Origin of the sequence: Deinococcus radiotolerans, from assembly GCF_014647435.1 — a bacterium.
Lineage (GTDB): Bacteria > Deinococcota > Deinococci > Deinococcales > Deinococcaceae > Deinococcus > Deinococcus radiotolerans.
In genome coordinates, this window is record NZ_BMPE01000011.1 from 1 (window position 1) to 25,989 (window position 25,989).

The window sequence follows — 25,989 nt, forward strand, 5'->3', positions numbered from 1 at the left end:
CCCCACGGGCTGACTGCAACTCTGCTTCCTCACCCCCGACGCCTCCAGCGTCGGGGGTGCGCTTTGTTGTGCCTCCACCTCAACCACTTTCTGAACCGGGTACAATTCCTGGCATGACCACTCCGTTCGAACAGGCCCAGCAGGACGTGCAGATCCTCAGCCGCAAACCCAGCAACGACACCCTCCTGAAGCTGTACGCGCTGTACAAGCAGGGCAGTGCCGGTGACGTGAGCGGCAAACGCCCCGGCGGATTCGATTTCGTCGGCGGCGCCAAGTACGACGCCTGGGAAACCGTGAAGGGTAAAACCCAGGAGGAAGCCCAGGCGGAGTACGTGGCACTCGTGCAGACGCTCAAAACGCAGGACTGAGTGCAACCTCTCGGGGTCCCGGCCGTTGAATGCCGGACGCGCGGCCCCGCGGGCGTTCACGGTAAGCTGGGGGCTGTGAGTGACGCGCCCCCCACCCTGACGCCGGACGTCCTGAGCGGCGCGAAGGCCCGCATGCGTACCCTGGCCGCCGAGTACGGGGCGGCGCTCCCGGGCCTGGACACGCACAGCCTGATGGTCGGCCTGGACGACGTGCAGCTGACCTTCATGGCCATGGGTGACCGGGACGGCGCGTACGACCCGGAGCACAAGGTGATCCTGATCAACAGTCAGGTGCGGCCAGAACGGCAGCGCTTCACGCTGGCCCACGAGATCAGCCACGCCCTGCTGCTGCGCGACGATGACCTGCTGAGCGACCTGCACGACGAGTTCGAGGGTGACCGGCTGGAACAGGTGATCGAGACGCTGTGCAATGTGGGCGCCGCGGCGCTGCTGATGCCGCAGGGCCTGATCGAGGAGCTCCTGTCCCGCTTCGGCCCGACCGGCCGGGCGCTGGGTGAACTGGCCCGCCGCGCGGACGTGAGCGCCAGCACCGCGCTGTACACCCTGGCTGAGCATACGGCCGCGCCCGTCCTGTACGCTGTGTGCGCCGTGACCCGCCAAGGGGACGACGATGAAGAGGGCGGTGGGAAGGCCCTGACAGTCCGCGTGAGCAGCGCCGCGCCCGGCGTGAAGTACAGCCTTCGCGTGGGCACACCTATTCCGGATGATCACCCGGCCGCCGTCGCGCTGGACACCCGCCTGCCCATCGCGGAGGACAGCTTCGTGCCGTTCCGCTCGGGCCGGAAGATGCCCGCGCACGTGGACGCCTTCCCGGACCGGCACCGCGTGATGGTCAGCTTCCACCTGCGCGAGAAGGTCAGAGAAGGCGCATGAGGCACGCCCTGCACTTCCGGCGCCCGGTCCCCGGTGCGCACCGAGACGGAGACGGCTGGACGCTGACGTGGGAAGGTGCGGCCGTCATGGGCATCCTGAACGTCACGCCGGACAGCTTCAGTGACGGCGGGCGCCACGCCGCCCTGGACGCCGCGCTGGCGGCCGCCCGGGCCATGCAGGAGGCGGGCGTGCTGTTCATCGATATTGGCGGTGAGAGCACCCGCCCCGGCGCGCAGCCCGTCCCCGCACACGAGGAACTGGACCGCGTGCTGCCCGTCATCCGCGCCCTTCAGGGCACGGGGGCCGTGATCAGCGTGGACACCATGAAACCCGAGGTGGCTGCCGAGACCCTGCGGGCCGGCGCGCACCTGATCAACGACGTGACCGGCCTGCGCGACCCGCAAATGCGCGCCGTCTGCGCTGAGGCCGGGGCGCCCGCCTGCGTCATGCACATGCAGGGTGAACCGCGCACCATGCAGCGCGACCCGCACTACGACGACGTGGTGCAGGACGTCCACGCGTACCTGCACGCGCAGGCTCAACAGGCCCTGGCCGCCGGGGTACCTGACGTGATCTTGGACCCCGGCATTGGCTTCGGGAAGACACTGGAGCACAACCTCGCCCTGCTGCGCGCCCTGCCGGACCTGACGGCCAGTGATCACCCCGTCCTGATTGGCGCGAGCCGCAAACGCCTGATTGACTTCATCGCTCACGTGCCCGACGCGGCCGAGCGCGATCCCGGCACGCTGGCCCTGCACCTGCATGCCGCCCGGCACGGCGCGGCCATCGTGCGCGCACACGCCGGGGCGGCGCACGTGCAGGCCCTGCGTGTGCAGGCGGCCCTGAACCCCACCTGACCCCAGCGCCTACACTCGGGGGATGACGACTGCTGCTCCCCCTTCCAGCCGCGTGGTGCTCCGGGGCCTGGAATTCCACGCCCGGCACGGCGTATTCGAGACGGAAGCCGTGCTGGGCGCGCGCTTCGTGGTGGACGCCGAACTGCATTACCCCTTCGCGGGCCTGAGTGACAACCTGGCGGACGCCGTGAACTACGCTGAGGTGTACGCCGCTATTCAGGAGGAGGTCACCGTGCTCAGGCACCAGCTGATCGAGGTGCTGGCCGACCGGATCGCGCGGCGGCTGCTGGCGGATCAGCCGCGCCTGACGCACGTGACCATACGCGTGCACAAGCCCTTCGCGCCGCTGCCCGGCGTGTTCCGCGACGTGTTCGCCGAACTGACCCTCGGGCGGGAGGACCGGTGACCGCCCCGGTCAGCGTGGCGTTCATCGCGCTGGGCGCCAACCTGGGCGAACCCCTGCCGACCCTCCGCTGGGCAGTCACCCAACTGCGCGCCCTGGGGCAGGTCAAGGCCCTGTCCCGCCTGTACCGCACCGCGCCCGTCGGCGGGCCCGCCGGGCAGCCCGAGTATCTAAACGCCGCGCTGTGCCTGCACACACCCCTCAGCGCGCGTGACCTGCTGGCCGGCCTGCACGACATCGAGCGCCACGCTGGACGCACCCGCAGCCAGCGCTGGGAGGCCCGCACCCTCGACCTCGACTTGATCCTGTACGGCCGCCTGACCAGCGACGACCCTACCCTGCTGCTGCCCCACCCGCGCGCCTGGGACCGCGCTTTCGTGCTGGCCCCTCTGTGCGACCTGCACCCGCAGCTGCCCCACCCCACCACCGGCGAGACCGTCAGCGCCGCCCTGGCCCGCACCGACCGGCAGGGCGTGCAGGCCCACATGGACGACTGGTTCGACGACTGGTCCCCCGCCGGGTAACCGCACTGTCCCGCGTCCCACCCTTCCCCGGGCACGCGGGACGCTATGCTGAGCGGCGACATGAGCACGCACACCACATCCACCAGCCACGGAGGCGCTGGCCGCGCGCTGCTGTGGGTTGCCATCCTGCTGACCCTGGCCCTCCTGAGCTTCGTGACCGCCACCGCCGTCCGTCACAACCCCATCAACAGTGACCGGGCCGCCAACGGCGTCAGCAAGTACCGCTTCATCGAGGAATGCAAGGAGCTGGCGCATGACAGCGAGCAGCTCACGGTGGGCGCGATGGGCCAGACCATCCCCCTGAAGACCCTGGTCGAGCAGAGCAGCCCCCTGAAAGCCGGGGATGAGATTCACGCCACGCTGGAAGCCACCTCTGCCGAGATCGTGAAGGCCACCCAGACCGTCGAGGGCGGCGGCTGGACCCTCACCGCGCCCGCCACCATCGCCATCCAGAACGGCGCGAACGTCAAGACCCTGGGCCAGCTGCCCCTGGCCTGCGCGCACGACAAGAAGACCGGCAAGACCACCGCCACCCTGAACCTCCCCGGCCAGTAAGCGGCACACAGGAAGGCCCCAGCTGGTGTGTCGGCTGGGGCCTTCCCGCTGCCTTGCCGTTACATCACAACGTCCAGCCCGCTGAGGCACTCCTCGGCAATCGCGCGGGCCAGCGGATCACGCGTACTGCGGGCGTAACTGACGCCCAGCTGCAGGTGCCGCTGCCCGTCCGGGCCGCCCAGCAGCTCCAGCGTCTGGAAGAACGCCAGGTGCGTGTGCGCCAGCAGCACGTCCCGCGTCCGCTCGGGCGGCAGGACGCTCAGGAGCTCCAGCGCCTCGCGGTACAGGCGCAGCGCGCGGCCCTGATCGCCCTCCACGGCACTCTCCCGCCCCAGTTGCAGGGCGCGGGCGGCCGACAGGTAATCACTGCGCATGCCGGGGATTCTACCGTGCGGGCAGCGCAGGACGGCGCATACGGACTCCGGTGGAACGGTTTGCAAAACCTTTCCACCCGAGCGGAGCGAGCAGGAGCGAAACGGGTTCCGGTCGTGGAGTGGGCAACCCGGTGTGGTTCCGGGTTGTCAACGAAACAAACGGAATCCGTATCACTCGACCGCGTGCAGGCTCAGTGTGCCAGCCCCGGCGCTGCCGTCAATGGTCAGCACCTCCAGGCGGCAGGGGAGATCATCACGCCCCAGTTCACGCGTCAGGTAGGTCAGCGCGGCCCGGTGCATCAGCGCCAGCTTGCGCGGCGTGACGGACTCCGCCGCACTGCCAAAGCGCGCCGAGCGGCGCTGGCGGACCTCCGTGAACACCAGCGTCCCGCCCGGCTCGCGCGACACCACGTCGATCTCACCACCGGGAATCCGGTAGTTGCGGGCCAGGATCTCGCGCCCCAGCCCGGTCAGGAACGCGGCGGCACGGTCCTCGGCCTGCGCGCCCTTCATGCCGCTGGCCCGCTCAGTTCAGCCACGCCGCCCAGCCCGTGAAGTCCGGCACGGCCAGCGCCGCGCCCGCCGCGAGCAGGGCCGACTCCGGCGCGGTGGTCGTCAGGGCCACCACCCGGCAGCCCGCCCCGGCCGCGCTGCGCACGCCGTTCACGGCGTCCTCGTGCGCGAGGCAGTCGGCGGGATTCAGGCCCAGCCGCTGCGCGCCCAGCAGGAACGGCTCCGGGTGAGGTTTGCCGCGCGTGACGTCCTCACCCAGCACCCGCGTCACGAAGCGCGGCCCGAAACCCAGCTGCTCCATGCCGAACGCCACGTTCACCGCGTCGGCACTCGTGACCAGCGAGAAGGGAATCCCGCGCCCGTCGAGCGCGTCCAGGTAGTCGCTCAGGCCCGCCACCTCGCGCAGCGCGCCCGCCGCCAGGGACCGGTAGCGGCCCTCCTTCGCGTCGTGAAAGCGGGCGGCCAGCGCCTCGTCCGGGTAGGTGCCGGTCAGGCGCTCGATGATCTCCGGGTTGCGGCCCCCGTCCACCTTGTGATCCAGGTCGTCCTCTGACAGGTTCAGGCCCAGCACCTCCAAGGCCACCTCCTGCCACGCCTGCCGGTGAAAGGCGTTGTTTGCGGTCAGGACGCCGTCCATGTCGAACAGCACCCCGGCGGGCCGCCACGGCCACTCCCGCCCGCTCATAGGGGGTCTGGCCCGTGGCCGAGATCCAGCAGCAGCTCGCGGTACAGGCGGCCCGCGTCGCGGCGCACGTCGTCCAGCGTGGCGTCCTCGTCCGCGAACTCCGTGGCGGTCTCCAGCGCGGCCTCCAGCACCCCGGCGTAGATCGGCCAGCGACCCGCAGGGGCCTCGTCGAGCACCTCCTCGGTGTCCGCCATCGGCTCGCCGTCGAGCACGCGCAGCGCCGAATCCGCCGCCGCCCGCTCGGCGTCCTTGCGGCTGCGGCCCGAGCCGCCCTCGCCCAGCGCCTCCCCGCCGATCCGCACCGTCACGTGGAACGTCCGCTGGTGGGGCGGACCGTCGGACGACACCTCGAATTCCGGCGCGCCCAGGCCCAAGCTCAGGGCGCGCGCGATCAGGTCACCTTTCGCGTTCATGCACCCCAGCCTACCCGCTACGCTGAAGGCATGCGCCTCCCGACCCTCCTGCTGCCCCTGCTGCTCGGCGCGGCCCTCGCCGCCCCCGCCCCCACACCCGTCCAGCCGGGGCAGACCTGGACGCTGAGCGCCACCACCTTCGACGGCGAGGTGCTGAGCACGGCCCTGCGCCTGACCGCTGTGCCGCCCGCCCCCACTGCGCCCGGCACCTACCGCGCCGACCGGGGCAGCCTGCTGCTCGATGCGACCGCCGACACGCTGATCGCCCTGGACCTGAAAGACGCCCGCGAGGGCGGCCTGGGCCTCGCCTGCGTGCTGCGCCTGAGCACCCTGGGCCAGCCCGGCGCAACCGGTGTGCTCGCCAGCGGCCCCCTGAGCGACCTGCCCGCCGCACTGGCACGCGCCCTGGCCGTTCTGGACGTGACCCGCACGCCGCAGGAACAGGCCGACGCCGCGCGCGAACTGCGCCTGGGCCAGTGCACCCTGACGCTGGCCCCCACGCCCTGACCGGTTGCCCACCCGCCGCACGGCAGGTGCGCTACCCTGAATCCCCGGAGCAACGCCGCCCCCACCCGCCCACGCGTGCGGGTACCGACCCATGCCCTCTGGAGGCCCCCGCCGTGACCCTGAACCCCACCCGCCCCAGCGCCCGCCAGATCGTGCTGGGCCTGCAACACTCCATCGCCATGTTCGGCGCGACCGTCCTGGTCCCCATCCTGGTCGGCCTGTCCCCCAGCGTCGCGCTGTTCGGCGCGGGCGTCGCCACGCTGCTGTTCCACCTGCTCACGCGCGGACAGGTCCCGATCTTCCTGGGCAGCTCGTTCGCGTTCATCGCCCCGACCGCGCTGGTCGTCAAGGAATTCGGCCCTGCCGCCGCCGGGGGCGGCCTGATCGCCGCCGGGGCCATGTACCTGCTGTTCAGCGGCCTCGTGAAACTCCTCGGCGTAGGTCGCCTGCTGCGGGTGTTCCCGCCCGTCGTGACCGGCCCCGTCATCATCGTGATCGGCCTGGGCCTCAGCAGCGTCGCCGTGAACCAGGCCAAGACGAACTGGTGGCTGGCCCTCGTCACGCTGGCCGCCGCCGTCATCGCCAGCATCTACGGGAAGGGCCTGTTCCGCATGATTCCCATCCTGGTCGGCGTCGTCACCGGGTACGTCGTGTCCCTCCTGACCGGGCAGGTCAGCCCGGACGGCCTGAACGCCATCGCCGCCGCGCCCCTGCTGGGCCTCCCGGACTTCCACGCGCCCACCCTGGACTGGCGGGCCGTGGCGATCATCGCGCCCGTCGCGGTCGTCACGTTCATCGAACACGTCGGGGACGTCATCGTGAACGGCCGCGTCGTCGGGAAGAACTTCCTCGAGAACCCCGGCCTGAGCCGCACCCTCCTCGCCGACGGCCTGGCGAACATGAGCAGCGCCGCGCTCGGCGGACCCGCCGCCACCACCTACGCCGAGAACACCGGCGTCCTCGCCCTCACCCGCGTGTACGACCCGCGCGTCCTCCAGATCGGCGCGGTGTTCGCCGTCCTGTTCGGCTGCTCCCCGAAACTCGCCGCGGTGCTCAAAAGCCTCCCGCAGGGCGTGCTGGGCGGCGTGAGCATCCTGCTGTTCGGCATGATCGCCAGCGTCGGCATCCGCACCCTCAGTGAGGCGCGGATCGACTTCGCGCACAGCCGCAACCTCATCATCGTGTCCCTGATCCTCGTGCTGGGCCTCGGCGGCGCCGCGTTCCCCATCAGCGTCGCGGGCACCAGCCTCGAACTGCACGGCATGGCCCTCGCCGCCCTCGTCGGCATCGTCGCGAACCTGATCCTGCCCGCGCAGACACCCGAACCGGATGAACCCGAACGCACCCTGCACTGAAGCGCGGCTCGCCCCGGCCTGTCACCTGAGGCAGCGAGCCGGGGCGCGCGTTGTTAGGCTCGGCCTCATGACACGACACCTCGTGCTGGCCGCCCTGCTGACCCTCACGCCCCTCGCCCACGCCGGCAGCGGCAACGCGGCCCCGCGCGCGGTCACGCCCTTCGGCGTACCGGCCAACGCCCTCATCCGGCCCGGACAGACCTGGGTACTGGGCGGCGTCACGGTCAGCGGTGAACGTATCCGCCGCGAAACGACACTCGGCGCCTACGCCCGGCCTCAGGGAGCCGGCTGGGATTTCGGATCGCCGCTCGGCATCTTCAGCTGGCAGCCCAAGATCCGCACCGTCGTCGTCGAGGACATGACCGACGAGAGCGACATTCAGCTGTGCATTGCCATCGAGGAGCAACGGGGTGCGCGCGGCGTCCTCATCAGCGGCACCGACGAGCAGATCGATCTGCTGATCGGGCGCATCAACGCGGCAATCATGAACCCCGGCACGCCCGACCAGCTCATTCAGGACGTCCGCACCGCTGGCGTGAACGCCGGCACCTGCACCCTCACCCTCAAACGCTGAACGCACGAGGCGGCGGGCCACCTCCTGATCAAGGTTGGCCCGCCTCTTCATGACAGTCGGTCAGCGTCGTCCCTTGCGGCGGACCTTCTGTCCGGGCACGGTGGCCTGCTGGAATTCCTTGCCCTGCAATTTCGCCTCGATGGCGCGGATCTGGTCGCGCAGGGACGCGGCGCGTTCGAAGTCGAGGTCCTCGGAGGCCTGCCACATGTCGAGTTCCAGGTCGGTGAGCTGCGCGGACAGGGTGTCGCGGTCGTTGCCGACGGTGGCGGAGCTGATCTCGTCGGGCTGCTCCTCGCCGCGGATGACGTCGCGCACGCCCTTGATGACGGTGGTGGGGGTGATGCCGTGGGCCTCGTTGTACGCCATCTGTTTCTCGCGGCGGCGGGCGGTCTCGTCCATGGCGAACTGCATGGCGGGCGTGACCGTGTCGGCGTACAGGATGACCTCGCCGTTCACGTTACGGGCCGCGCGGCCGATGGTCTGGATCAGGGCGCGTTCACTGCGCAGGAAGCCGGGCTTGTCCGCGTCGAGGATGGCGACCAGCGAGACTTCCGGCAGGTCGAGGCCCTCGCGTAGCAGGTTGATGCCGACCAGCACGTCGTAATGCCCCAGCCTCAGGTCGCGGATGATGACCTGACGCTCGACGGAGTCGATGTCGCTGTGCATGTAGCGCGCCTTCACGCCCTTCTCGAGCAGGTACTCGGTGAGGTCCTCGGACATCCGCTTCGTGAGGGTCGTGACCAGGGTGCGTTCGCCCTTCGCGCTGCGCTCGCGGACGCGGCCCAGCAGGTCCTCGATCTGCCCCTGGATGGGCCGGATGCCCACGGGCGGGTCGATCAGGCCGGTCGGGCGGATGATCTGGTCGGCGACCGAGTCGCTGTGCTCCCGTTCGTACGGGCCGGGCGTGGCGGACACGAACACCAGCTGCCCGGTCTTGCTCATGAACTCGTCGAAGTTCAGCGGGCGGTTGTCCATCGCGCTGGGCAGGCGGAAGCCGTAGTCCACCAGCGTCTGCTTTCTGGCCCGGTCGCCGTTCGCCATCCCGCCGATCTGCGGGACCGTCACGTGCGACTCGTCGATGAACGTCACGAAGTCGTCCGGGAAGTAATCCAGCATCGTGTACGGCGTGTGCCCCGCCGCGCGCCCGTCAATGTGACGGGAGTAGTTCTCGATGCCCGAGCAGTACCCCAGCACCTTCAGCATCTCCAGGTCGTAGAGGGTGCGTTCCTTCAGGCGCTGCGCTTCAAGCAGCTTTCCGGTCGACTTGAAGTACTCCAGTCTCTCGTCCAGTTCCTGCTGGATGGTCACGATGGCCCGCTCGATGTTCCCCGCGCTGCTCACGTAGTGCTTGGCGGGGTACACCACGGTCGCGTCCAGATCCGCCAGCCGGTCCCCGGTCAGCGGGTGCACCACGCTGATGCGTTCCACGTCGTCGCCCCACAGCTCGATCCGCAGCGGCTGCTCGTCGTACGCGGCCCATACCGTGACCACCTCGCCCTTTACCGCGAAACGGCCCGGCATCAGCTCGATGTCATTGCGTTCGTACTGCATGTTCACCAGCCGCCCCAGCAACTCGTCACGCGGCATCTGCCCGCCCTTCTTCAGCACTGCGTTCAGCGCCGTGTACTCCTTCGGGTCACCCAGGCCATAGATGCAGCTGACCGACGCCACCACGATCGTGTCCCGCCGCGTCAGCAGGCTGCGCGTGGTCGAGTGCCGCAGCCGCTCAATCTCCTGGTTGATGCTGGCGTCCTTCTCGATGAACAGGTCCTTCCCGGGCACGTACGCCTCGGGCTGGTAGTAGTCGTAGTAACTGATGAAGAACTCCACCGCCGCGTCCGGGAAGAACTCTCGGAATTCGGATGCCAGCTGCGCGGTCAGGATCTTGTTCGGCGCCATGATCAGCGCCGGGCGCTGGGTCTCCTCGATGACCTTGGCCATGGAGTACGTCTTGCCGGTGCCGGTCGCGCCGAGCAGCGTCTGGAAGCGCAGGCCGGAATCCAGGCCGTCTACCAGGGAACGGATGGCGGTGGGCTGATCCCCGGAGGGCTGGAACGCGGACGTGACCTTGAGCATGGAACCTCCAGAAGCAGGTGGGGAAGGGGAGAGTGGGCGCAGCCCGAACGAATCTCCGTATTTTACGCCCCGGACGTAAGGGGATGGTAAGCGAGATGGCTGAAGGGAACCTTGACCTGCGGGCCGTACACTGCCCGTCATGCGCGCCCGCCCTGCCGCCCTGATCTTCATCCTGCTGACGGCCCTGATCGACATCATCGGGATCGGGTTGATCATTCCGGTGCTGCCAGGGCTGGTGAAGGAACTGGCCGGGTCGGAGGTGGCGGGCGCGCGCACGATCGGCTGGCTGACGGCGGCGTACGCGGTGATGCAGTTCGTGTTCGCGCCGATCCTGGGTCGCCTGAGTGACCGCTACGGTCGGCGGCCGGTGCTGCTGCTGTCCCTGACGGGCCTGGGCCTGGACTACCTGCTGCTGGCATTCGCGCCGAACCTGTGGTGGCTGCTCGCGGGGCGCGTCCTGGCCGGGATCACCGGGGCGAGCCTGACGGTCGCAAACGCGTACATCGCGGACGTCACGCCGCCCGAGGCGCGCGCGAAGAACTTCGGACTGCTGGGCGCGACCTTCGGGGTGGGGTTCATCCTGGGGCCCGCGCTGGGCGGCCTGCTGGGCGAGTATGGGCTGCGCGTGCCGTTCCTGGTCGCGGCGGGCCTGACCGGCCTGAACGTCCTGTACGGCCTGTTCGTCCTGCCCGAGTCGCTGCCGCCCTCGGCCCGCACCCGTGACCTGCGCCGGGGCGACCTGAACCCCTTAAAACCCCTGGCGGCACTGGCGCAGTACCCGATCCTGCGCAGCCTCACCCTGACGTTCGTGCTGCTGGGCCTTGCGGGTCAGGTGATCTTCAGTACGTGGGTGCTGTACACCGAACGCGTCCTGTCCTGGAGCCCGTCGCAGAACGGCGTGGCACTGGCATTCTTCGGGGTGCTGACGGCCGCCGTGCAGGGGGGCCTGATCGGGCCGTTCATCGCCCGTTTCGGCGAGCGGCGCACCATCATGACCGGACTGGTCAGCAGCGTCCTGGAATTCCTGGTGCTCAGCGTGGCCCGCAGCGGCCCACTGCTGTACGCGTCCCTGGTCGTGGGGGCGCTGGGCGGCCTCGCGAACCCCGCCATCCAGGGCCTGATCTCCCGTCAGGTCGGCGAGACCGAGCAGGGCCGCGTGCAGGGCGCCATCACCAGCCTGAACAGCCTCGTGGGCGTGGTGGGGCCCATCGTGGCGACCAGCGTGTACGCCGCCGGGTCGGGCGCGGGTTTTCCCGGCGCGGCCTTCCTGATGGGCGCGGTGCTGTCCGTGATCGGCACGTTCGTCCTGCTGGGTGTCCTGCGCGGCCTGCCGGACACGGGGCGACCGGCGCAGGGATAAGGCAGGACAGCGGGTGAGGGGCCGCCTTACTTCGGGGGTCCCTCTGCCGGGTCGCCGCGCAGGACCTCCTCCGCGACGGTCAGGAACGCGCGGATGATGGGGTTGCGGCCGTCACCGCGCCGCCACACGGCCACGATGTCCACGGTGGGGGCGTCCTCGATGGGGCGGTAGGCGACGCCGGGCAGGGACAGGCGGCTGAAGAACTCAATCGGCAGGAACACGCCGACGCCCGCCGCGACCAGGGACAGCAGGGTGGGCACCTCGATGGCCTCCTGCACGACGTGGGGGGTAAATCCGGCGCCGGCGCACCAGCGCATGACCTGATCGAAGTACGTGGCGCGGATCTGCCGGGGGAAGAAAACGAAGGGCTCGGCCCGCAGGTCGCTGATCTTCAGCCGGCGTTTGCGGGCCAGGGGGTGCGCGGCGGGCAGCGCGGCCACCAGCGGCTGGCGCCACAGGGCGCGCGAGTCGAGGCTGGGGTCGCGCACGGGCAGCAGCATCAGACCGATGCCCACCTGCCCGCCGCGCAGCGCGGCCTCCTGTTCCTGCGCGGTGAGTTCGCGCAGATCCACGCTGACGTTCGGGTACAGCTCCCGGAAGCGCCGCACGATCTCCGGCAGGCCGCCGAAGGCGAGGCCGCTGACGAAACCCACGCTCAGGCGGCCCACCTCGCCCCGCGCGGCGCGGCGGGCGCGCTCGACGGTCTGTCCGGCCAGGGCGAGCGTCTCGCGCGCGCCGATCAGGAATTCCTGCCCGGCGGGGGTGAGCTGCACGCGGCGGGTGGTGCGCAGCACCAGCGGCACGCCCACCTCCTCCTCCAGGTTGCGGATGGAGTTGCTGAGGGCCTGCTGGACGACGAACACACGTTCGGCGGCCCGCCCGAAGTGTTCCTCCTCGGCCAGGGCCACGAAGTGCCGCAGGTGACGCAGTTCGATCGACATGCCTGAGCGGCAGCGTAGCGCGCGCCACCCACCAGTGACAGTGGTGAATCCCATGAGAATTCCCTGTTGGAAGTGTGGGACCGGCGGGGCCTATGCTGGGCAGCATGACGCAGTCTCCCAAGAACACGGCCCCGCCGAACCGGCCCGCGCGCGCCGGCATGAACGCGCAGGAACGCCAGCAGCTCAACGCGGTCGAGACGCAGGAGTGGCTGGACTCGCTGGCGTACGTGTTCGCGGACGCCGGGGACAACCGCGCGGCGGAACTGCTCGAGGAACTCGATCACTACGCGTACTTCCACGGCGCGCCGATCACGTTCAAGCAGAACACCCCCTACATCAACACCATCGACGTCGAGGCGCAGCCCGAGTACCCCGGTGACGCCGAGATCGAACGCAAGATCCGCAACATCATCCGCTGGAACGCGGTGGCCATGGTCATCAAGGCGAACAAGAACAGTGACGGGATCGGCGGGCACCTGTCCACGTACGCCAGTGCCGCCGAGCTGCTGGAGGTGGGCTTCAACCACTTCTTCCGCGGGCACGGCGCCGGGCAGGACCGCGACCTGATCTTCTACCAGGGCCACGCCAGCCCCGGCGTGTACGCCCGCTCCTTCCTGGAGGGCCGTTTCGACGAGGCCCGCATGAACCGCTTCCGCCGCGAACTCCAGCCGGGGGGCGCGGGCCTCTCAAGCTACCCGCACCCCTGGCTGATGCCCGACTACTGGGAGTTCCCGACCGTCAGCATGGGCCTGGGCCCCATCCAGGCGATCTACCAGGCGCGCTTCATCAAGTACCTCGAAAACCGCAGCCTGAAACCCAAGGGGGACGCGAAGGTCTGGGCGTTCCTCGGGGACGGCGAGATGGACGAGCCGCAGAGCATCGGCGCGATCAGATTTGCCGCGTACGAGAACCTCGACAACCTGATCTTCGTGCTGAACGCCAACCTCCAGCGCCTCGACGGGCCGGTGCGCGCCAACAGCAAGGTCATCCAGGAGTTCGAGGCGCTGTTCCGCGGCGCGGGCTGGAACGTCATCAAGGTCATCTGGGACAGCAAGTGGGACGAACTGCTCTCCCGGGACTACAACGGCCACATCGTCAAGCGCTTCGAACTGCTCGTGGACGGCGAATCGCAGCGCTACGCGGCGTTCGGTGGGAAGGAACTGCGCGAGAAGTTCTTCAACACCCCCGAACTCAAGGCCCTGATCGAGGGCTGGAGCGACGCAGACCTGGAACTGCTGAACCGCGGCGGGCACGACATCAACAAGATCTACGCCGCGTACGCCTCGGCCGTGAAGCACCAGGGCAGCCCCACCATCATCATCCCGCGGACCATCAAGGGTTACGGCCTGGGCGAGAGCGCGCAGGCCCGCAACGTTGCCCACCAGGTCAAGAAGCTCGACTTCCACAGCCTCAAGGACCTGCGCGACACGCTGGAACTCCCCCTGACCGACGAGCAGGTCGAGCACCTCGAGTACTACCACCCCGGTCCCGACAGCCCCGAGGTGAAGTACGCCCTGGAACGCCGCGCGGCCCTCGGCGGGCCGATTCCCGCCCGCCGGGTCGAGTACCCGCACCCCACCATCCCGAACGGCGAGTTCTACGAGGAGTTCGCCAAGGGCAGCGGCGAACGCCAGGTGAGCACCACCATGGCCGCCGTGCAGATCATCAGCAAACTCCTGCGCGACAAGGAGATCGGCAAGCTGGTCGTGCCCATCGTCCCCGACGAGGCCCGCACCTTCGGCATGGACGCCCTGGTGCCCCGCATCGGCATCTACTCCCCGCGCGGCCAGACCTACACCCCGGTCGACAGCGGCTCGCTGATGGCCTACAAGGAAAGCGTGGACGGCCAGATGCTCGAAGAGGGCATCACCGAGGACGGCGCCATGGCCTCCTGGATCGCGGCCGGCACCGCTTACGCCAACCACGGCGTGCCGACCATCCCGTTCTTCGTGCTGTACTCCATGTTCGGCATGCAGCGCGTCGGTGACCTCGTGTGGGCCGCCGCCGACCAGCGCGCCCGCGGCTTCATCCTCGGCGCGACCGCCGGCCGCACCACCCTGGCCGGCGAGGGCCTCCAGCACCAGGACGGCAACAGCCACCTCCAGGCGTACGTCGTCCCGAACCTCAAGACCTACGACCCGGCCTTCGCGTACGAACTGGCCGTGATCATCGAGAGCGGCATCCAGCGCATGTACGTGGACGGCATCGACGAGTTCTACTACGTCACCATCGACAACGAGAACGAGGTCCAGCCCGCCATGCCGGCCGACGGCCGCAGCCACGAGGAGATCCGCGAGGGCATCGTCCGCGGCCTCTACCGCCTACAGAGAAGCGCCATGAAGAAACCCAAGCTCCAGGCGCAGATCCTCGCCGGGGGCCCCGCCATGGGCGCCGCGCAGGAAGCCGTCACCATGCTGGAGAAGTACGGCGTGGCCGCCGACCTGTGGAGCGTCACGAGCTACAAGGAACTCCACCAGGACGCCCTGCTCGCCCAGCGCCACAACATGCTCCACCCGACCGCCGAACCCCGCGTGCCGTACGTCGCGCAGCAGCTGAGCCGCGAGAACGCCCCCGGCGTCCTGATCAGCGTCAGCGATTACATCAAGCTCGGCGCGGACGGCCTGAACGGCCACCTCGACCGCAAACTCTGGACGCTCGGCACCGACGGCTTCGGGCGCAGCGAGGCGAGAGCGGAACTCCGCGACTTCTTCGAAGTGGACGCCAAGCACGTCGTCCTCGCCACCCTGTACGCCCTCCAGCGCGACGGCAAGATCAAGGGTGAAGTCGTCGCCCAGGCCATTGCCGACCTCGGCATCGACACGGAACGCGACGCTCCGGTACTGCGCTGACGCGCAGCGTCCAAGGGTCTGAGGGTCTAAGGGTCAACCAACCTCACCTCTTAGACCCTTAGACACTCAGACTCTTCACCCCTCTCCGAAGGAGAACCAATCATGGCGACTGAACTGAAACTGCCCGACGTGGGCGACAACATTGAGCAGGGCACGGTCGTGACGGTGCTCGTGAAGGCCGGGGACAGCGTGACCGAGGGCCAGCCGATCATCGAGATCGAGACCGACAAGGCCGTCATCGAGGTGCCCGCCGAGGCCGCCGGGACCGTGGAGGCCGTGAACGTGACCGTGGGCGACACCGTGAAGGTCGGCGGCGTGATCGCCACCCTGAGCGGCGGCAGCGCCCCGGCCGCCCCCGCCGCTCCGGCCAGCGGCCCGGTCGACGAGGCTGAGGTCGGCAGCAGCAAGGCGGTCGCGCAGGCGCAGCAGGACGCGCAGAAGGAACAGGCCGGTGAGGCCGCCGCGCCCGCCACCCCTTCCGCTGCCGCCAGCGCCGGCGGGCAGATCACCCTGCCGGACGTGGGCGACAACATCGAGCAGGGTACCGTCGTCAGCGTCCTCGTGAAGGAAGGCGACACCGTCAGCGAGGGCCAGCCCGTCATCGAGATCGAGACGGACAAGGCCGTCGTGGAAGTCCCCGCCAACGCGGGCGGCACCGTGACCGGCGTGAACGTGAAGGTCGGCGACACCGTGAAGGTGGGCGGCGTGATCGCCACCCTGGGTGGCGCGGGCGCCCCCGCCGCACCGGCCAGCGCGCCCGCCCCGGCCGCCGCTGCCCCGGCACCTGCGGCCGCCCCGGCAGCCTCCACGCCGGCCAGCGCCCCCACCGTCGTGAAGGTGAACATCAGCGGCGGCGAGCAGCCCGCCGCGCAGTTCCCCAAATCACAGGGCACCCAGAACCCCCAGACCTTCGACGGCCGCACCGTCGTGGCCGCCGCGCCCAGCGTCCGCCGCCTCGCGCGGGAACTCGGCGTGGACATCCACGCCGTGCACGGCACCGGCATCGCGGGCCGCATCAGTGAGGAGGACGTGCGCCGCACCGGCGGCACCCCCACCGTCACTGCGCCTGCCGCCGCCCCGGCCGCCAGCGCCCCCGCAGCTGCGCCCGCTGTGGCCGCCGCGCCACTGCCCGACTTCACGAAGTGGGGCGCTATCACCCGCGAGGACATGAGCGGCATCCGCAAGGCCACCGTCCGCTCCATGACCGCCAGCACCGCCATCCCCATGGTCACGCACTTCGACAAGGCCGACGTGACCGTCATGGAAGAGGTCCGTAAACGCTTCGGCGCGCGCGTGGAGAAGGCAGGCGGCAAGCTCACCATGACCCACATCCTCATGAAAGTCGTCGCGAACGCCCTGCGCAAGTTCCCCAAGTTCGGCGCGAGCCTCGACCTGGACGCCCAGCAGGTCATCTACAAGGACTTCGTGAACATCGGCGTCGCCGTGGACACGCCCGTCGGCCTGCTCGTGCCCGTCGTCAAGGACGCCGACCGCAAGAGCATCACCGACCTCGTCCTCGAACTGAGCGAAATGGCCGGCAAGGCCCGTGACCGCAAGCTGAAACCCGACGAGATGCAGGGCGCCACCTTCACGATCAGCAACCTCGGCGGGATCGGCGGGCACGCCTTCACGCCCATCGTGAACAGCCCCGAGGTCGCCATCCTCGGCGTGTCACGCGGCGGCATGGAACCCGTCTGGAACAAGGAGAAAGGCGAGTTCGAACCCCGCAACATGCTCCCCATCAGCCTCACCTACGACCACCGCCTGATCGACGGCGCCGACGCCGCCCGCTTCGTGCGCTTCATCTGCGAGTCGCTGGAAGACCCCTTCCTGATCTCGCTGTAACCCCCCCCTGAAAAAAGGCCCCCGTCCAAGTGGTGGGGGTCTTCCTGTAGGGATCGGTTACCGGACGCTCAGCACGCGGCAGGACCCCATCACCAGATAGGAAGCCTTCTCAGGCGTGAAAAGGGCAGTGTACTTGTCCTGCTTGGCACCCAGCACCACAGAACAGCTGGCCTCGTTGAAGCGCCCCAGCTGACGGACCTTGAAAGCCGCAGTGCGCTGCCCCGACCTGTCATTCCGGAGGATGACCTCGCCGAAGTCGGTGCGGGCTTTGCTGACACTGGCCGTCATGGTCGCCATGGATTCGACCGTCTCGCACCGGCCTTCACATGGCAGCGGACGTTCCTCACCAATGATGCGGAACGTTTCAGTCTCATGCTGACCACCCAGGGTGAACTCAATCTCCCACTCCTGGCCCGAGCGGACGCGATCTGAATCCACGCGACTGGTTGTGGATGCCGTGGATGCTGGCGCGCAGCTGATCAGGAGGGTGAACAGGGGAAGAAGAAAGACTTTTCGCATGCGTGTGCAGCGTACCGGAAACGCACGTATGAGCGTTGGGCGCCCTGTTCAAAAGGCGGATGCCAGCCGGTCCGTTGCCTGCTGGCTTCGGACCGGAGGAACCATGCAGAAGATTCTCAGTCTGTACGTGCGGAATTACGAGTCGGATCGCCTCGTCAGGGACGAGGTGGTGCCGGGTTCAGCGTGGGTGCTGGCGGGTGAGGGGGTCGCCACCCGCAAGTGGGACGGCACGAGCTGCCTTGTCCGCAGTGGTGAACTCTGGCGGCGTTACGATGCCAAGAAGGGCCGTACGCCCCCTGAGGGGTTTCAGCCGGCTCAGGCGCCCGACCCGGTGACCGGGCATCACCCATGCTGGCTTCCGGTGGGGGAGGGCCCGGATGACGCGTACCACCGCGAGACGTGGGCGGCGGCCGGGCAGGCGCTGCCGGACGGCACGTACGAGCTGATCGGGCCGAAAGTCCAGGGGAACCCGGAGGGTGTCCCCACCCACAGGCTGGTGCCGCACGGTCAGGACACGCTCCCAGACGCGCCGCGTGAATACGCGGCGCTGCGCGCTTACCTCGAAGCGCGGCCTGACATGGAAGGCATCGTCTGGCACCACCCGGACGGACGAATGGTGAAGCTCAAACGCAAGGATTTCTTCGGTAGCCGTCGCCGCTGAACTCCACACGAATGGGCCGCCCTGCGGATGAGGGCGGCCCGTCTGGTTGCGGCCTACTTGTCTTCGCTGAGGGCGAAGCCGCGGCTGAACTGTTCCTGCAGGGCGGTGAACACGATCAGGGGTGGCAGCATGGTGATGATGGCGCCTGCCATGACGGCGCCCCAGTCGGTCTGGCCGCCCACCTCGATGAGTTTGCGCAGGCCGACCTGCACGACCTGGTGGTCGTCGCGCTGCATGATCACCAGCGGCCAGAGGTACTGGTCCCAGGCGTACACGAACTGAATGACGGCCAGCGCGCCGATGGTGTTCCAACTCATGGGGATGAGGATGCGGGTGAGGTAGCGCAGCGGCCCGCAGCCGTCGATGCGGGCGGCGTCGGCGAGGCTGGCGGGGATGTTCAGGAAGTGCTGGCGGAACAGGAACGTGCCGGTGGCGCTGGCCAGGAACGGCACGATGATCGCCGCGAACGAGTCGGCCCATTTCAGGTCGCGGCTGACGAGGTCGAACAAGGCGACGATCAGCACCTCGGTGGGCAGCATCAGCGATACGAGGACCAGGGCGAAGGCCGCGCCCTTGAGGGGAAAGCGGAAGTACACGAAGGCCAGCGCGGCCAGCAGGGCCAGGACGGTCTTGCCGGCGGTAACGGTGACGGCCACGATGAGGCTGTTGAGCATGGAGCGGCCCAAGTGGGCGTCCACCCACACGCGTTCCAGGTTCGTGAAGAACGCGCCGCCAGGCAGCAGGGAGGGGCTCAGCACCGCGCTGGACGGCTGCGTGGCCTTGATCAGCGCGAGGATCAACGGGGCGCTGATGAGCAGCACCGCCAGGATCAGGGCAAGGTGCGCGCTCCAGTCGCCCCGGCGGGCGCGGGTGGGCGATGCGGTGCGGGCGCGGGGCAGCAGGCGGTCACGCACCATAGTGCACCCGCCGCTCGCCCAGCCGGAACTGCATGAACGTCACGAACGCCACGAGGGCCAGCATCAGCGCGCCCTGCGCGGCCGCCGCGCCGGTCTTGAAGTTCACGAAGCCGTCCTGGTACAGCTGGTACACCAGGAAGGTCGTGATCCCTGCGTGGCCCACGTACGGCCCACCGCGCGTGAGCAGGTCGGTCAGCGCGAACGAGTCGAACAGCGCCGCGACGATGTTCGTGAACACCAGGAAGAACGTGACCGGGCTCAGCAGCGGGAACGCCACGCGCCAGAACACCTGCGCGGGGGTCGCCCCGTCGATCTGCGCGGCCTCCATGACGTCGGTCGGGAGGTTCCGGATGCTCGCCAGGTAGAACACGATGTTGTACGCGAGGCCCTTCCAGATGGCCGCGACCGTCACCAGCGCGAACGCGAGCAGCGGCGTGTCCAGCCAGCGGGGGCGGACGCCCACCAGGTCACCCAGGATCTGGTTCACCACGCCGATCTCCGGGTTGAACAGGAACAGCCACAGCGTCCCGGCAATGGCGGGACTCAGCGCGTACGGGTAGATGAGCAGCAGCCGGTACGCGCGTGACCCCCGGACGGGACGGCTGGCCAGCCACGCCAGCCCCAGCGACAGCAGCAGCCCGCCCGTGACGCTCAGCAGCGTGAACACCAGCGTCTGCAGCGCCACCTGCCGGTACGTGGCGCTGCCCAGCAGGTCCGTGATGTTCCCCAGGCCCACCCACTGCTCGGTGCCCAGGATCAGGTTTGCGCGGTATCCCGCCAGCCGCAGCGTGCGCAGGGTCGGCAGGTAGATGAACACCGCCAGGATCAGCAAGCTGGGCAGCAGGAACAGCCACGGCAGCGCCGCGCCCCGGAACACCGCCCGGTCCTCCCGCCCGCCCGCATCCCTTTTCTGGCGGACGCTCAGCACGCCGCGCCCCTCGAATCGTCGGTCATACCCTCTCCTTCAACGCCGGGCGCGACCCACCCCGGTCAGGGCAGGTCGCGCGGGGAGCGCAGTTACTTGAAGTTCGCGTTGTACTCGCCCAGCGCGGCGTCGGCGCGGGCCTTGGTGTCCTTCAGCGCGGCGGCCACGCCCTGGCCGCCCAGCACTTTCTGGACGCCTTCCTCGATGATGCGGCGGGTCTGGATGGCCGCGCCGTTCAGGCCGCCGGCCGTGGCGGGGCTGGGCACGGTGCGGGTCAGCTGGTTGAACGCCACGAGTTGCAGCGGCGTCTGGCTGAACCAGCCCTGTTTACGCAGCAGGTCAATGCTGCTCTGGCGCACGGGGTAGTACCCGGTGAGTTTGTGCCAGTCGGCCATGTTCTGCGTGTTCGTCATGAACAGCGCGAAGTCCAGCGCGCCCTCGGCCTGTGCCTTGCTGACACCCTTGCTGATCCACAGGCTGGCCCCGCCGATCACGACGCCGTTACGCTTGCTGCCGTCCGGGATGGGCAGCGCGCCCACGCCGACCGTGAAGCCGTTTTTCTTCGCGGCGTCGCGGATGTTGCCGATGTCGGCGGTGGACGTGATGTGGAACGCGGCCTTCTGGTTCGTGAAGATGGCGTCGCTGCCGTCCCAGTCTTCCAGTTTGCCGGTGTAGGTGTAGTAGCCGCGGTCCTGCATGGTCTTGAAGAAGCTGAAGATGTTTTGCGCGGCTTTGCTGTCCAGGGTGGTGCTCGTGGCGCGGCCCTGACGGCCGTTGCCGTTGTTCAGGAGGGTCTGGCCCTGCTGCGCCATCCACTGCTCGACGAACCAGCCGTTCAGGCTCATGCCGAAGCACTTGGCGTCCAGTTTCGCGGCCTCGATCTTCTGGCAGGCTTTCATCAGCGCGCCGAAGGTGGTGGGCGGCGTCTTGGGGTCCAGGCCCGCTTTCTTCAGCAGCTCTTGGTTGAAGTACAGGACTGGGCTGCTGGAGTTGAACGGCAAGCTGTTCACCTTCCCGCCGATCGTGTAGTAGTTGATGACCGGCTTGATGTAGTCGCTGAAGTCCACGTTCTTCACGCTGCTGACGGGCTGGAACGCGCCGCTGTCCAGCGCGAGCTGACTGCCCACCTCGAAGATCTGCACGAGGGCCGGGGCCTTGCCCTGCCGCGCGGCCAGGATGGTCGCCTGGAGGCTGTCGTTGTAGCTGCCCTTGTAGCTGGGCACGACCTTCACGCCGGGGTTGGCCTTGTTGAACGCGTCGGCGCGCGCCTGGATCCAGCCGCTGCGTTTGGCGTCCCCGAAGGAATGCCAGAACTCAACGACGGTCTGGGCCTGGGCGGCGGAGGCGGCGGGCCCGACCAGGGCCAGCGTCAGCAGGAGTTTCTTCACGTGACCGAGGCTAGGCTCTCATGTTCAGGCGACCATCAGCGGCGCGTGACGGGACCGTCAGGGGAACGTCGGCTGCCGGTCAGGTCACGCGCCAGAGGAGTGCCCGGCCGCGTGGGCGGCGCAGGCCCGCTGTTCATGACAGGCGGTATCCTGCGCGGCATGGGTGCGCTTTACCTGCTCGTCACGCTGGGCTTCACGGCGCTGCTGCTGTTGCTTCTGCTGCGGCCCGGCGCGGCGCGCGGCATGGCCGTGTGGGGCCTCGGCGCGCTGCTCCCGCTGCTCGCGGCGCTGACCGTGGCGCTCCTCCACCGCTGACCCCGGGGGCCTGCTCTTACTCGCCCAGGTAGCGGCGCAGGTCGTCAATGGCGTGGCTGGTGCCGATCACAACCAGCTTGTCATGCGGGCGCAGCTCATCCTCGGCGCGGGGCGTCACCTCGATCTTCCCAGCGCGGCTGATCGCGATGATCTGCACGTTGAAGCGGCCCGTGAGGTTCAGGTCGCGCAGCGTGCCCTTCAGGCGCTCATTCGCCTCGATCTCCACGATGGCGTAGTCGCCGCCCAGGTCCAGGGTATCCACAATGTTCGGCGTGGCGATCTGCCGCGCCAGCCGCACGCCCATGTCATGCTCGGGCCGGATGACCAAGTCCGCGCCGATGCGTTCCAGCACGCGGCGTGCCATCTCATCAATGGCCTTGCTGACCACGTACGGCGCGCCGAGGCTCTTGGCGTTCATGGTGGCCAGGATGTTCGCCTGCACGTCCGTGCCGATCGCCACGACCACCACGTCGAAATCCCCGACGCCCAGGGCGCGCAGGGCCCGCTCGTCGCTGGCGTCCACGATGGCGGCGTGCGTGACGAGGTTCATGACCCGCTCGACGTTCTCCTCGTTCTGGTCGATGGCGACGACCTCGTGACCCATCTCGTAGAGGGTGGTGGCCACGGCCGTACCGAAGCGGCCCAGGCCGATCACCAGACACTGTTTGCTTTTCATCGATGGTCCTTTCTGCCGCCCGGAGCTGGGCAGCGTCATCCGATTGTGCCGCAAACGGGGCGCGGACGCTTCCGCTCAGGCGGGCAGGGCGCCCCGCAGGTCCGGGCTGGCGGCGCTGTCCTCATGGACCGGGCCCAGCAGCACGCGGTTGGTCCCGTTGGCCTGCGCGGCGGTCAGGGTGTCCTCGGCGGCGCGCAGCAGACCCAGGGCGTCCAGCTGCCCGTCGGCGTACATCACGCCGATGGTGACGGTCGGAATGAGGCCGTCCAGCGGGCGGGACGCCACGCGCACCCGCAGCCGCTCGCAGGCGGCGCGGGCCGAGCGGGCGTCCGGGGCGCGCATGATCAGGGCCATCTGCCCGTCGCCCAGGCAGCCCAGCAGGTCCTGGTCGCGGACGGTGCCCATCAGCACCCGGGACACGTGCGCGGACAGCCGCGCGTCCAGCGCCTGCCCCGGGGGAACATCAACGCCGATGGCCGCGACCACCAGCCGCTCGGGCAGGCGGCGGTGCATGGCCTTGAGCTGCTGTTCCAGGACCGGCCGGGCGGGCAGGCCGGTCAGGGCGTCACGGCCCGGCAGGTCCTGACCCAGCACGGCCTGGCGGACGTCGGCGCTCAGGCGGTGCGCGGCGTTGCGCTGCCCGAACAGCAGCACGCCACTGGCGAGCAGCATCTGAAGCAGGGTGCCCACCACGCTGCCCTGAAAGCTCGTGGGGTCGTGCGCGACCTTGGCGATCAGCAGCAGGCTCAGGCCGCCCAGCGCCGCGGCGTTCAGGGGGCCGCTGACCTGCGCGCCCAGCGCCCACAGGTGCGAGGCGATCAGCACGGCCATCCAGGGGGCCAGGCCCATCAGGGTGGACAGGCCCGCGCCGTCCGGCAGGACGAACAGGACGTAGCCGATCTTGGTGAGCAGGTACGTCCAGCCGCCCAGCAGCGCGGCCACCTGCACCGTGAGCAGTGGCAGGCGCGTGAAGCTCAGTGCGGCCAGGAGCGTGCCCTGGAGGGCCGCCATGAGGGGCAGGGCCAGCCGCTCGAAGGGATCGTGCTGGTGGTAGACCGCCGCGAGCAGCGTGGCCACCAGGATGCCCGCCAGCAGCCGCTGGTTCAGCGCCCGGTGGTCCACGGTCGTGCGGAACACGCCGCCGCGCGCGTCACGGGCGGACGGCGTCAGGGCACTGGGGCGGAGGTCGGGCAGCATCTCACGTCCGATTGCACCACGCGCACTCTCACGGAGACCTGACAACGCCGCCCGGCCCGTTCAGGGCGCCGCGACCCGAAGCCCGGCTGCCGTCAGGGCCGCGCGCAGCGCCCCGGCCAGTTCGGCGGCCTCGGCGCCGTCGCCGTGCAGGCACAGCGTCCGCGCGGGCACGGCGACCTCCTCGCCGGTCATGGCGGTCGTCACGCCGTCCCGGGCGATGCGGACGCCCTGCGCGACCGCCGCGTCAAAGGGCAGCAGCGCGCCCGCCTGCCCGCGCGGCCATAGGCTCCCGTCCGGCGCGTATCCGCGGTCCGCGAAGCCCTCCCCGATCTCCCGCTGCCCTGCGGCGCGCGCCTCGCGCAGCATCACGCTGCCCGGCCCGGCCAGCCCGAAGAACAGCGGCACGCCACTGTCCGCCGCGGCCTGCGCCACCGCGCGCGCCAGGGTCTCGTCCCGGACGGCCATGTTGTACAGCATTCCGTGCGGCTTGACGTGCCGCAGCGCCACGCCCTCGCGCGCCGCGACGGCCTTCAGGGCCTCGATCTGCTCGCGCACGAACGCGCGGACCTCGTCCGGCGGGAAGTGCAGTTCGCGCCGCCCGAAGCCCTCCCGGTCCGGGAAGCCCGGGTGCGCGCCCGCCGCCACCCCGAAGCGCGCCGCGAGCCTCAGCGAGCCCCGCATGCTCTCCAGATCCCCGGCGTGGCCGCCGCAGGCGATGTTCGCGCTGCTCACGGCCCTCATCACGGTCTCCTCGTGCGCGCTGCCCTCTCCCAGGTCGGCGTTCAGGTCGATGCTTGGCAGGGTCATACCTTCCAGTGTAGTCACCCGCCGCGCGCCACAATACGGGCGTGACCCGCGCCCACCTCCTGCTGCTGCCCCTGCTGCTCGCCGCCTGCACGTCCACCCCCACCCCGCAGAGTGACGACGTGCCCACCGTGGCGCGCCCCACCCGCCCGGACCAGCCCAGCTGCGCCCTGACGCCCGCGTGGCTGAGCGACCTGGGCGGCCCGCGCGGGCTGATGGGCGTGAATCTGCGGCCCGCGCCGCTGCGCCCCCAGGCCACCCCCAGCCTGTTCGACGAGCTGCTGGACGTCCGCGAGGCCATCAACCTGAACTACTGGGGGGTGTCCAGCGTGGACCTCCAGGCGCTGCACGAGCAGGCCGAAACCGCCGCCCGCAAGGCGTTCGGGAACCTGCGCGCCGCGCCCCTGACCGCGCAGACCGACGCCTTCATGAATGATTACGTGGACGGCGTGCAGGACGGGCACACCTACTTCCTGGACGCCGCCGGGTACCGCGCGTTCCGGGACAGCCTGAGCGCGGCGCCCACCCCCGCCCCCCGCCTGGGCGTCCGCTGGGCCCCGGTGCCCGCAGAGGACGGCGCGGTGCTGCTCGACGCGTTCCCCGGCTGGCCCGCCGCGCAGGCCGGACTGACGCGCGGGGACACGCTGCTGAGCGTGAACGGCCAGCCCCTGAACCGGCAGCCGGGCGATAGCGACCAAATGCACGCCGCGCGCCTGACCGCCCTGCTGGGGCAGGTAAGTGCCGCTGGTGAGCCTGTGCTGGTCACGTACCGCCGCGCCCAGGGCGGCGCAGAAACGACCGCCAGCGTGAGCGTCACGCCCCGCGTCCTGAGCAGCGCCCCGATGCCCTACGCGCAGGCGGTGGCGCCCGGCACGCTGCTGCTGCGCCTGCCCACCTTCGCCACCGGCGGCGTGGCGGATCAGGTGCATGCCCTGCTGGGCGACGCGCAGCGCGCGGGCGCCACCCGCGTGATTCTGGACCTGCGCGGCAACGGCGGCGGCCTGCTGTCCGAGGCGATCGGCGTGGCCGGCGCGTTCGCCGGGGACCGGGCGGGGGAGACCATCGAGACCCTCGACGGGCAGGACGTGACCTTCGCGTACCGCGGCGGGCAGGTGCTCGCGGGCGTGAACTGCGCCCCCACCAGCCCCGTCCTGACGCTGAACAGCCCGGCCCGCTGGACGGGCACCGTGACGGTCCTCGTGAATGCCGGGTCCGCCAGCGCCTCCGAGATCGTCGCGCAACTCGCCGCGCAGACCGGCGCTGGCCTGACCGGCGAGCCGACCTACGGCGTCGGGAATACCGTCACCGTCATCGGCGGCCTCAGCGGGGACCGCGGCCTGTCGGTCACCATCGGCCGCGCCAACGACCTGAGCGGCCGTCCCCTGCACGCCAGCGTGACCCCCACCCCGGTCACGGCCGACGACCTGCGCGCCCTCGCCCACGGGCATGACCTGCCGCTCGAGGCTGCCCTGAAGTGACCGCAACGGGGAGAAG

Annotated in this window: 28 protein-coding genes; 15 read left to right on the forward strand and 13 right to left on the reverse strand. The window is 69.7% G+C overall.

The window, feature by feature from the left end; all coding sequences use genetic code 11:
* Positions 1 to 113: 113 nt before the first annotated feature.
* From IEY63_RS15235 to IEY63_RS15260, 6 genes are all read left to right on the forward strand, one after another.
* Complete coding sequence (locus IEY63_RS15235) at positions 114 to 368, forward strand: acyl-CoA-binding protein (protein WP_189069858.1); 255 nt, start codon at positions 114 to 116, stop codon at positions 366 to 368.
* A 132-nt stretch (positions 369 to 500) separates the two neighbouring features.
* The gene (locus IEY63_RS15240; protein WP_189069958.1) at positions 501 to 1,262 is read left to right on the forward strand and encodes an ImmA/IrrE family metallo-endopeptidase; all 762 of its coding nucleotides are present in this window, start codon (positions 501 to 503) and stop codon (positions 1,260 to 1,262) included.
* Positions 1,259 to 2,119: a dihydropteroate synthase gene (gene folP, locus IEY63_RS15245; RefSeq protein ID WP_189069859.1), complete on the forward strand. Its 861-nt coding sequence runs from the start codon at positions 1,259 to 1,261 to the stop codon at positions 2,117 to 2,119. The genes IEY63_RS15240 and folP overlap by 4 nt, the downstream gene beginning before the upstream one ends.
* A gap of 22 nt (positions 2,120 to 2,141) precedes the next feature.
* Positions 2,142 to 2,525 (forward strand): dihydroneopterin aldolase, encoded by a 384-nt coding sequence (gene folB / locus IEY63_RS15250; protein WP_189069860.1) that lies wholly within the window; start codon positions 2,142 to 2,144, stop codon positions 2,523 to 2,525.
* Complete coding sequence (folK, locus tag IEY63_RS15255) at positions 2,522 to 3,046, forward strand: 2-amino-4-hydroxy-6-hydroxymethyldihydropteridine diphosphokinase (RefSeq protein ID WP_189069861.1); 525 nt, start codon at positions 2,522 to 2,524, stop codon at positions 3,044 to 3,046. Before folB ends, folK begins: the two co-directional genes overlap by 4 nt.
* Positions 3,047 to 3,106: 60 nt before the next feature.
* Entirely contained in the window at positions 3,107 to 3,601 is a 495-nt protein-coding gene (locus IEY63_RS15260) for a hypothetical protein (RefSeq protein ID WP_189069862.1), read from the forward strand.
* A 59-nt stretch (positions 3,602 to 3,660) separates the two neighbouring features.
* Here the strand turns inward: IEY63_RS15260 and IEY63_RS15265 are convergent, their stop codons facing one another.
* The 4 genes from IEY63_RS15265 to IEY63_RS15280 all read right to left on the reverse strand — a co-directional run bounded on the left by IEY63_RS15265 (position 3,661) and on the right by IEY63_RS15280 (position 5,586).
* Positions 3,661 to 3,975: a hypothetical protein gene (locus IEY63_RS15265; RefSeq protein WP_189069863.1), complete on the reverse strand. Its 315-nt coding sequence runs from the start codon at positions 3,973 to 3,975 to the stop codon at positions 3,661 to 3,663.
* A 171-nt stretch (positions 3,976 to 4,146) separates the two neighbouring features.
* The gene (locus tag IEY63_RS15270; protein ID WP_189069864.1) at positions 4,147 to 4,488 is read right to left on the reverse strand and encodes a YraN family protein; all 342 of its coding nucleotides are present in this window, start codon (positions 4,486 to 4,488) and stop codon (positions 4,147 to 4,149) included.
* Positions 4,489 to 4,501: 13 nt separating this feature from the next.
* Complete coding sequence (locus IEY63_RS15275; RefSeq protein ID WP_189069865.1) at positions 4,502 to 5,173, reverse strand: HAD family hydrolase; 672 nt, start codon at positions 5,171 to 5,173, stop codon at positions 4,502 to 4,504.
* Positions 5,170 to 5,586: a putative dsRNA-binding protein gene (locus tag IEY63_RS15280; RefSeq protein ID WP_189069866.1), complete on the reverse strand. Its 417-nt coding sequence runs from the start codon at positions 5,584 to 5,586 to the stop codon at positions 5,170 to 5,172. Before IEY63_RS15280 ends, IEY63_RS15275 begins: the two co-directional genes overlap by 4 nt.
* Before the next feature lie 30 nt (positions 5,587 to 5,616).
* On the opposite strand from IEY63_RS15280, the gene IEY63_RS15285 reads away from it, so the two are divergent.
* From IEY63_RS15285 to IEY63_RS15295, 3 genes are all read left to right on the forward strand, one after another.
* Entirely contained in the window at positions 5,617 to 6,093 is a 477-nt protein-coding gene (locus tag IEY63_RS15285) for a hypothetical protein (RefSeq protein WP_189069867.1), read from the forward strand.
* A 113-nt stretch (positions 6,094 to 6,206) separates the two neighbouring features.
* On the forward strand, positions 6,207 to 7,448 hold the full coding sequence (locus IEY63_RS15290; RefSeq protein ID WP_229784745.1) for a uracil-xanthine permease family protein: 1,242 nt from the start codon (positions 6,207 to 6,209) through the stop codon (positions 7,446 to 7,448).
* 67 nt (positions 7,449 to 7,515) lie between these two features.
* On the forward strand, positions 7,516 to 8,022 hold the full coding sequence (locus IEY63_RS15295; protein WP_189069868.1) for a hypothetical protein: 507 nt from the start codon (positions 7,516 to 7,518) through the stop codon (positions 8,020 to 8,022).
* A gap of 60 nt (positions 8,023 to 8,082) precedes the next feature.
* Here the strand turns inward: IEY63_RS15295 and uvrB are convergent, their stop codons facing one another.
* Positions 8,083 to 10,098 carry an excinuclease ABC subunit UvrB gene (gene uvrB / locus IEY63_RS15300; protein WP_189069869.1) on the reverse strand — a complete coding sequence of 672 codons (2,016 nt, stop codon included), beginning with the start codon at positions 10,096 to 10,098 and terminating at the stop codon, positions 8,083 to 8,085.
* Between the two features lie 139 nt (positions 10,099 to 10,237).
* On the opposite strand from uvrB, the gene IEY63_RS15305 reads away from it, so the two are divergent.
* Positions 10,238 to 11,458: a TCR/Tet family MFS transporter gene (locus IEY63_RS15305; RefSeq protein WP_189069870.1), complete on the forward strand. Its 1,221-nt coding sequence runs from the start codon at positions 10,238 to 10,240 to the stop codon at positions 11,456 to 11,458.
* Positions 11,459 to 11,484: 26 nt separating this feature from the next.
* Here IEY63_RS15305 and IEY63_RS15310 read toward each other — a convergent pair whose 3' ends face one another.
* Entirely contained in the window at positions 11,485 to 12,393 is a 909-nt protein-coding gene (locus IEY63_RS15310) for a LysR substrate-binding domain-containing protein (protein ID WP_189069960.1), read from the reverse strand.
* Positions 12,394 to 12,557: 164 nt separating this feature from the next.
* On the opposite strand from IEY63_RS15310, the gene aceE reads away from it, so the two are divergent.
* Together aceE and aceF are read left to right on the forward strand one after the other, a co-directional pair.
* Complete coding sequence (gene aceE / locus IEY63_RS15315) at positions 12,558 to 15,248, forward strand: pyruvate dehydrogenase (acetyl-transferring), homodimeric type (RefSeq protein WP_189069961.1); 2,691 nt, start codon at positions 12,558 to 12,560, stop codon at positions 15,246 to 15,248.
* 102 nt (positions 15,249 to 15,350) lie between these two features.
* Positions 15,351 to 17,093 carry a dihydrolipoyllysine-residue acetyltransferase gene (gene aceF / locus IEY63_RS15320; RefSeq protein WP_189069871.1) on the forward strand — a complete coding sequence of 581 codons (1,743 nt, stop codon included), beginning with the start codon at positions 15,351 to 15,353 and terminating at the stop codon, positions 17,091 to 17,093.
* 57 nt (positions 17,094 to 17,150) lie between these two features.
* On the opposite strand, the gene IEY63_RS15325 is transcribed toward aceF, so the two are convergent.
* Positions 17,151 to 17,612 carry a hypothetical protein gene (locus IEY63_RS15325; protein ID WP_189069872.1) on the reverse strand — a complete coding sequence of 154 codons (462 nt, stop codon included), beginning with the start codon at positions 17,610 to 17,612 and terminating at the stop codon, positions 17,151 to 17,153.
* 103 nt (positions 17,613 to 17,715) lie between these two features.
* Between IEY63_RS15325 and IEY63_RS15330 the strand changes: the two genes are divergently transcribed.
* Positions 17,716 to 18,273, forward strand: a complete 558-nt coding sequence (locus IEY63_RS15330; RefSeq protein WP_189069873.1) for an RNA ligase 1 family protein — start codon at positions 17,716 to 17,718, stop codon at positions 18,271 to 18,273.
* 53 nt (positions 18,274 to 18,326) lie between these two features.
* Here IEY63_RS15330 and IEY63_RS15335 read toward each other — a convergent pair whose 3' ends face one another.
* The 3 genes from IEY63_RS15335 to IEY63_RS15345 all read right to left on the reverse strand — a co-directional run bounded on the left by IEY63_RS15335 (position 18,327) and on the right by IEY63_RS15345 (position 21,503).
* The gene (locus IEY63_RS15335; protein WP_189069874.1) at positions 18,327 to 19,190 is read right to left on the reverse strand and encodes a carbohydrate ABC transporter permease; all 864 of its coding nucleotides are present in this window, start codon (positions 19,188 to 19,190) and stop codon (positions 18,327 to 18,329) included.
* Complete coding sequence (locus IEY63_RS15340; protein WP_189069875.1) at positions 19,180 to 20,118, reverse strand: carbohydrate ABC transporter permease; 939 nt, start codon at positions 20,116 to 20,118, stop codon at positions 19,180 to 19,182. Before IEY63_RS15340 ends, IEY63_RS15335 begins: the two co-directional genes overlap by 11 nt.
* An 89-nt stretch (positions 20,119 to 20,207) precedes the next feature.
* Positions 20,208 to 21,503, reverse strand: coding sequence for an ABC transporter substrate-binding protein (locus IEY63_RS15345; RefSeq protein ID WP_189069876.1), 1,296 nt, complete (start codon positions 21,501 to 21,503; stop codon positions 20,208 to 20,210).
* A gap of 159 nt (positions 21,504 to 21,662) precedes the next feature.
* Here IEY63_RS15345 and IEY63_RS15350 point away from each other — a divergent pair, with 159 nt between their 5' ends.
* Positions 21,663 to 21,818, forward strand: coding sequence for a hypothetical protein (locus IEY63_RS15350; protein WP_189069877.1), 156 nt, complete (start codon positions 21,663 to 21,665; stop codon positions 21,816 to 21,818).
* Positions 21,819 to 21,834: 16 nt separating this feature from the next.
* On the opposite strand, the gene IEY63_RS15355 is transcribed toward IEY63_RS15350, so the two are convergent.
* The 3 genes from IEY63_RS15355 to pxpA form a co-directional block, all read right to left on the reverse strand.
* Positions 21,835 to 22,494, reverse strand: a complete 660-nt coding sequence (locus tag IEY63_RS15355; RefSeq protein ID WP_189069878.1) for a potassium channel family protein — start codon at positions 22,492 to 22,494, stop codon at positions 21,835 to 21,837.
* 75 nt (positions 22,495 to 22,569) lie between these two features.
* Positions 22,570 to 23,691 carry a nucleotidyl cyclase domain-containing protein gene (locus IEY63_RS15360; RefSeq protein WP_189069879.1) on the reverse strand — a complete coding sequence of 374 codons (1,122 nt, stop codon included), beginning with the start codon at positions 23,689 to 23,691 and terminating at the stop codon, positions 22,570 to 22,572.
* Between the two features lie 60 nt (positions 23,692 to 23,751).
* Positions 23,752 to 24,498 (reverse strand): 5-oxoprolinase subunit PxpA, encoded by a 747-nt coding sequence (gene pxpA, locus IEY63_RS15365; protein WP_189069880.1) that lies wholly within the window; start codon positions 24,496 to 24,498, stop codon positions 23,752 to 23,754.
* Between the two features lie 41 nt (positions 24,499 to 24,539).
* On the opposite strand from pxpA, the gene IEY63_RS15370 reads away from it, so the two are divergent.
* Positions 24,540 to 25,973: a S41 family peptidase gene (locus IEY63_RS15370; RefSeq protein WP_189069881.1), complete on the forward strand. Its 1,434-nt coding sequence runs from the start codon at positions 24,540 to 24,542 to the stop codon at positions 25,971 to 25,973.
* The last annotated feature ends 16 nt before the right edge of the window (positions 25,974 to 25,989 follow it).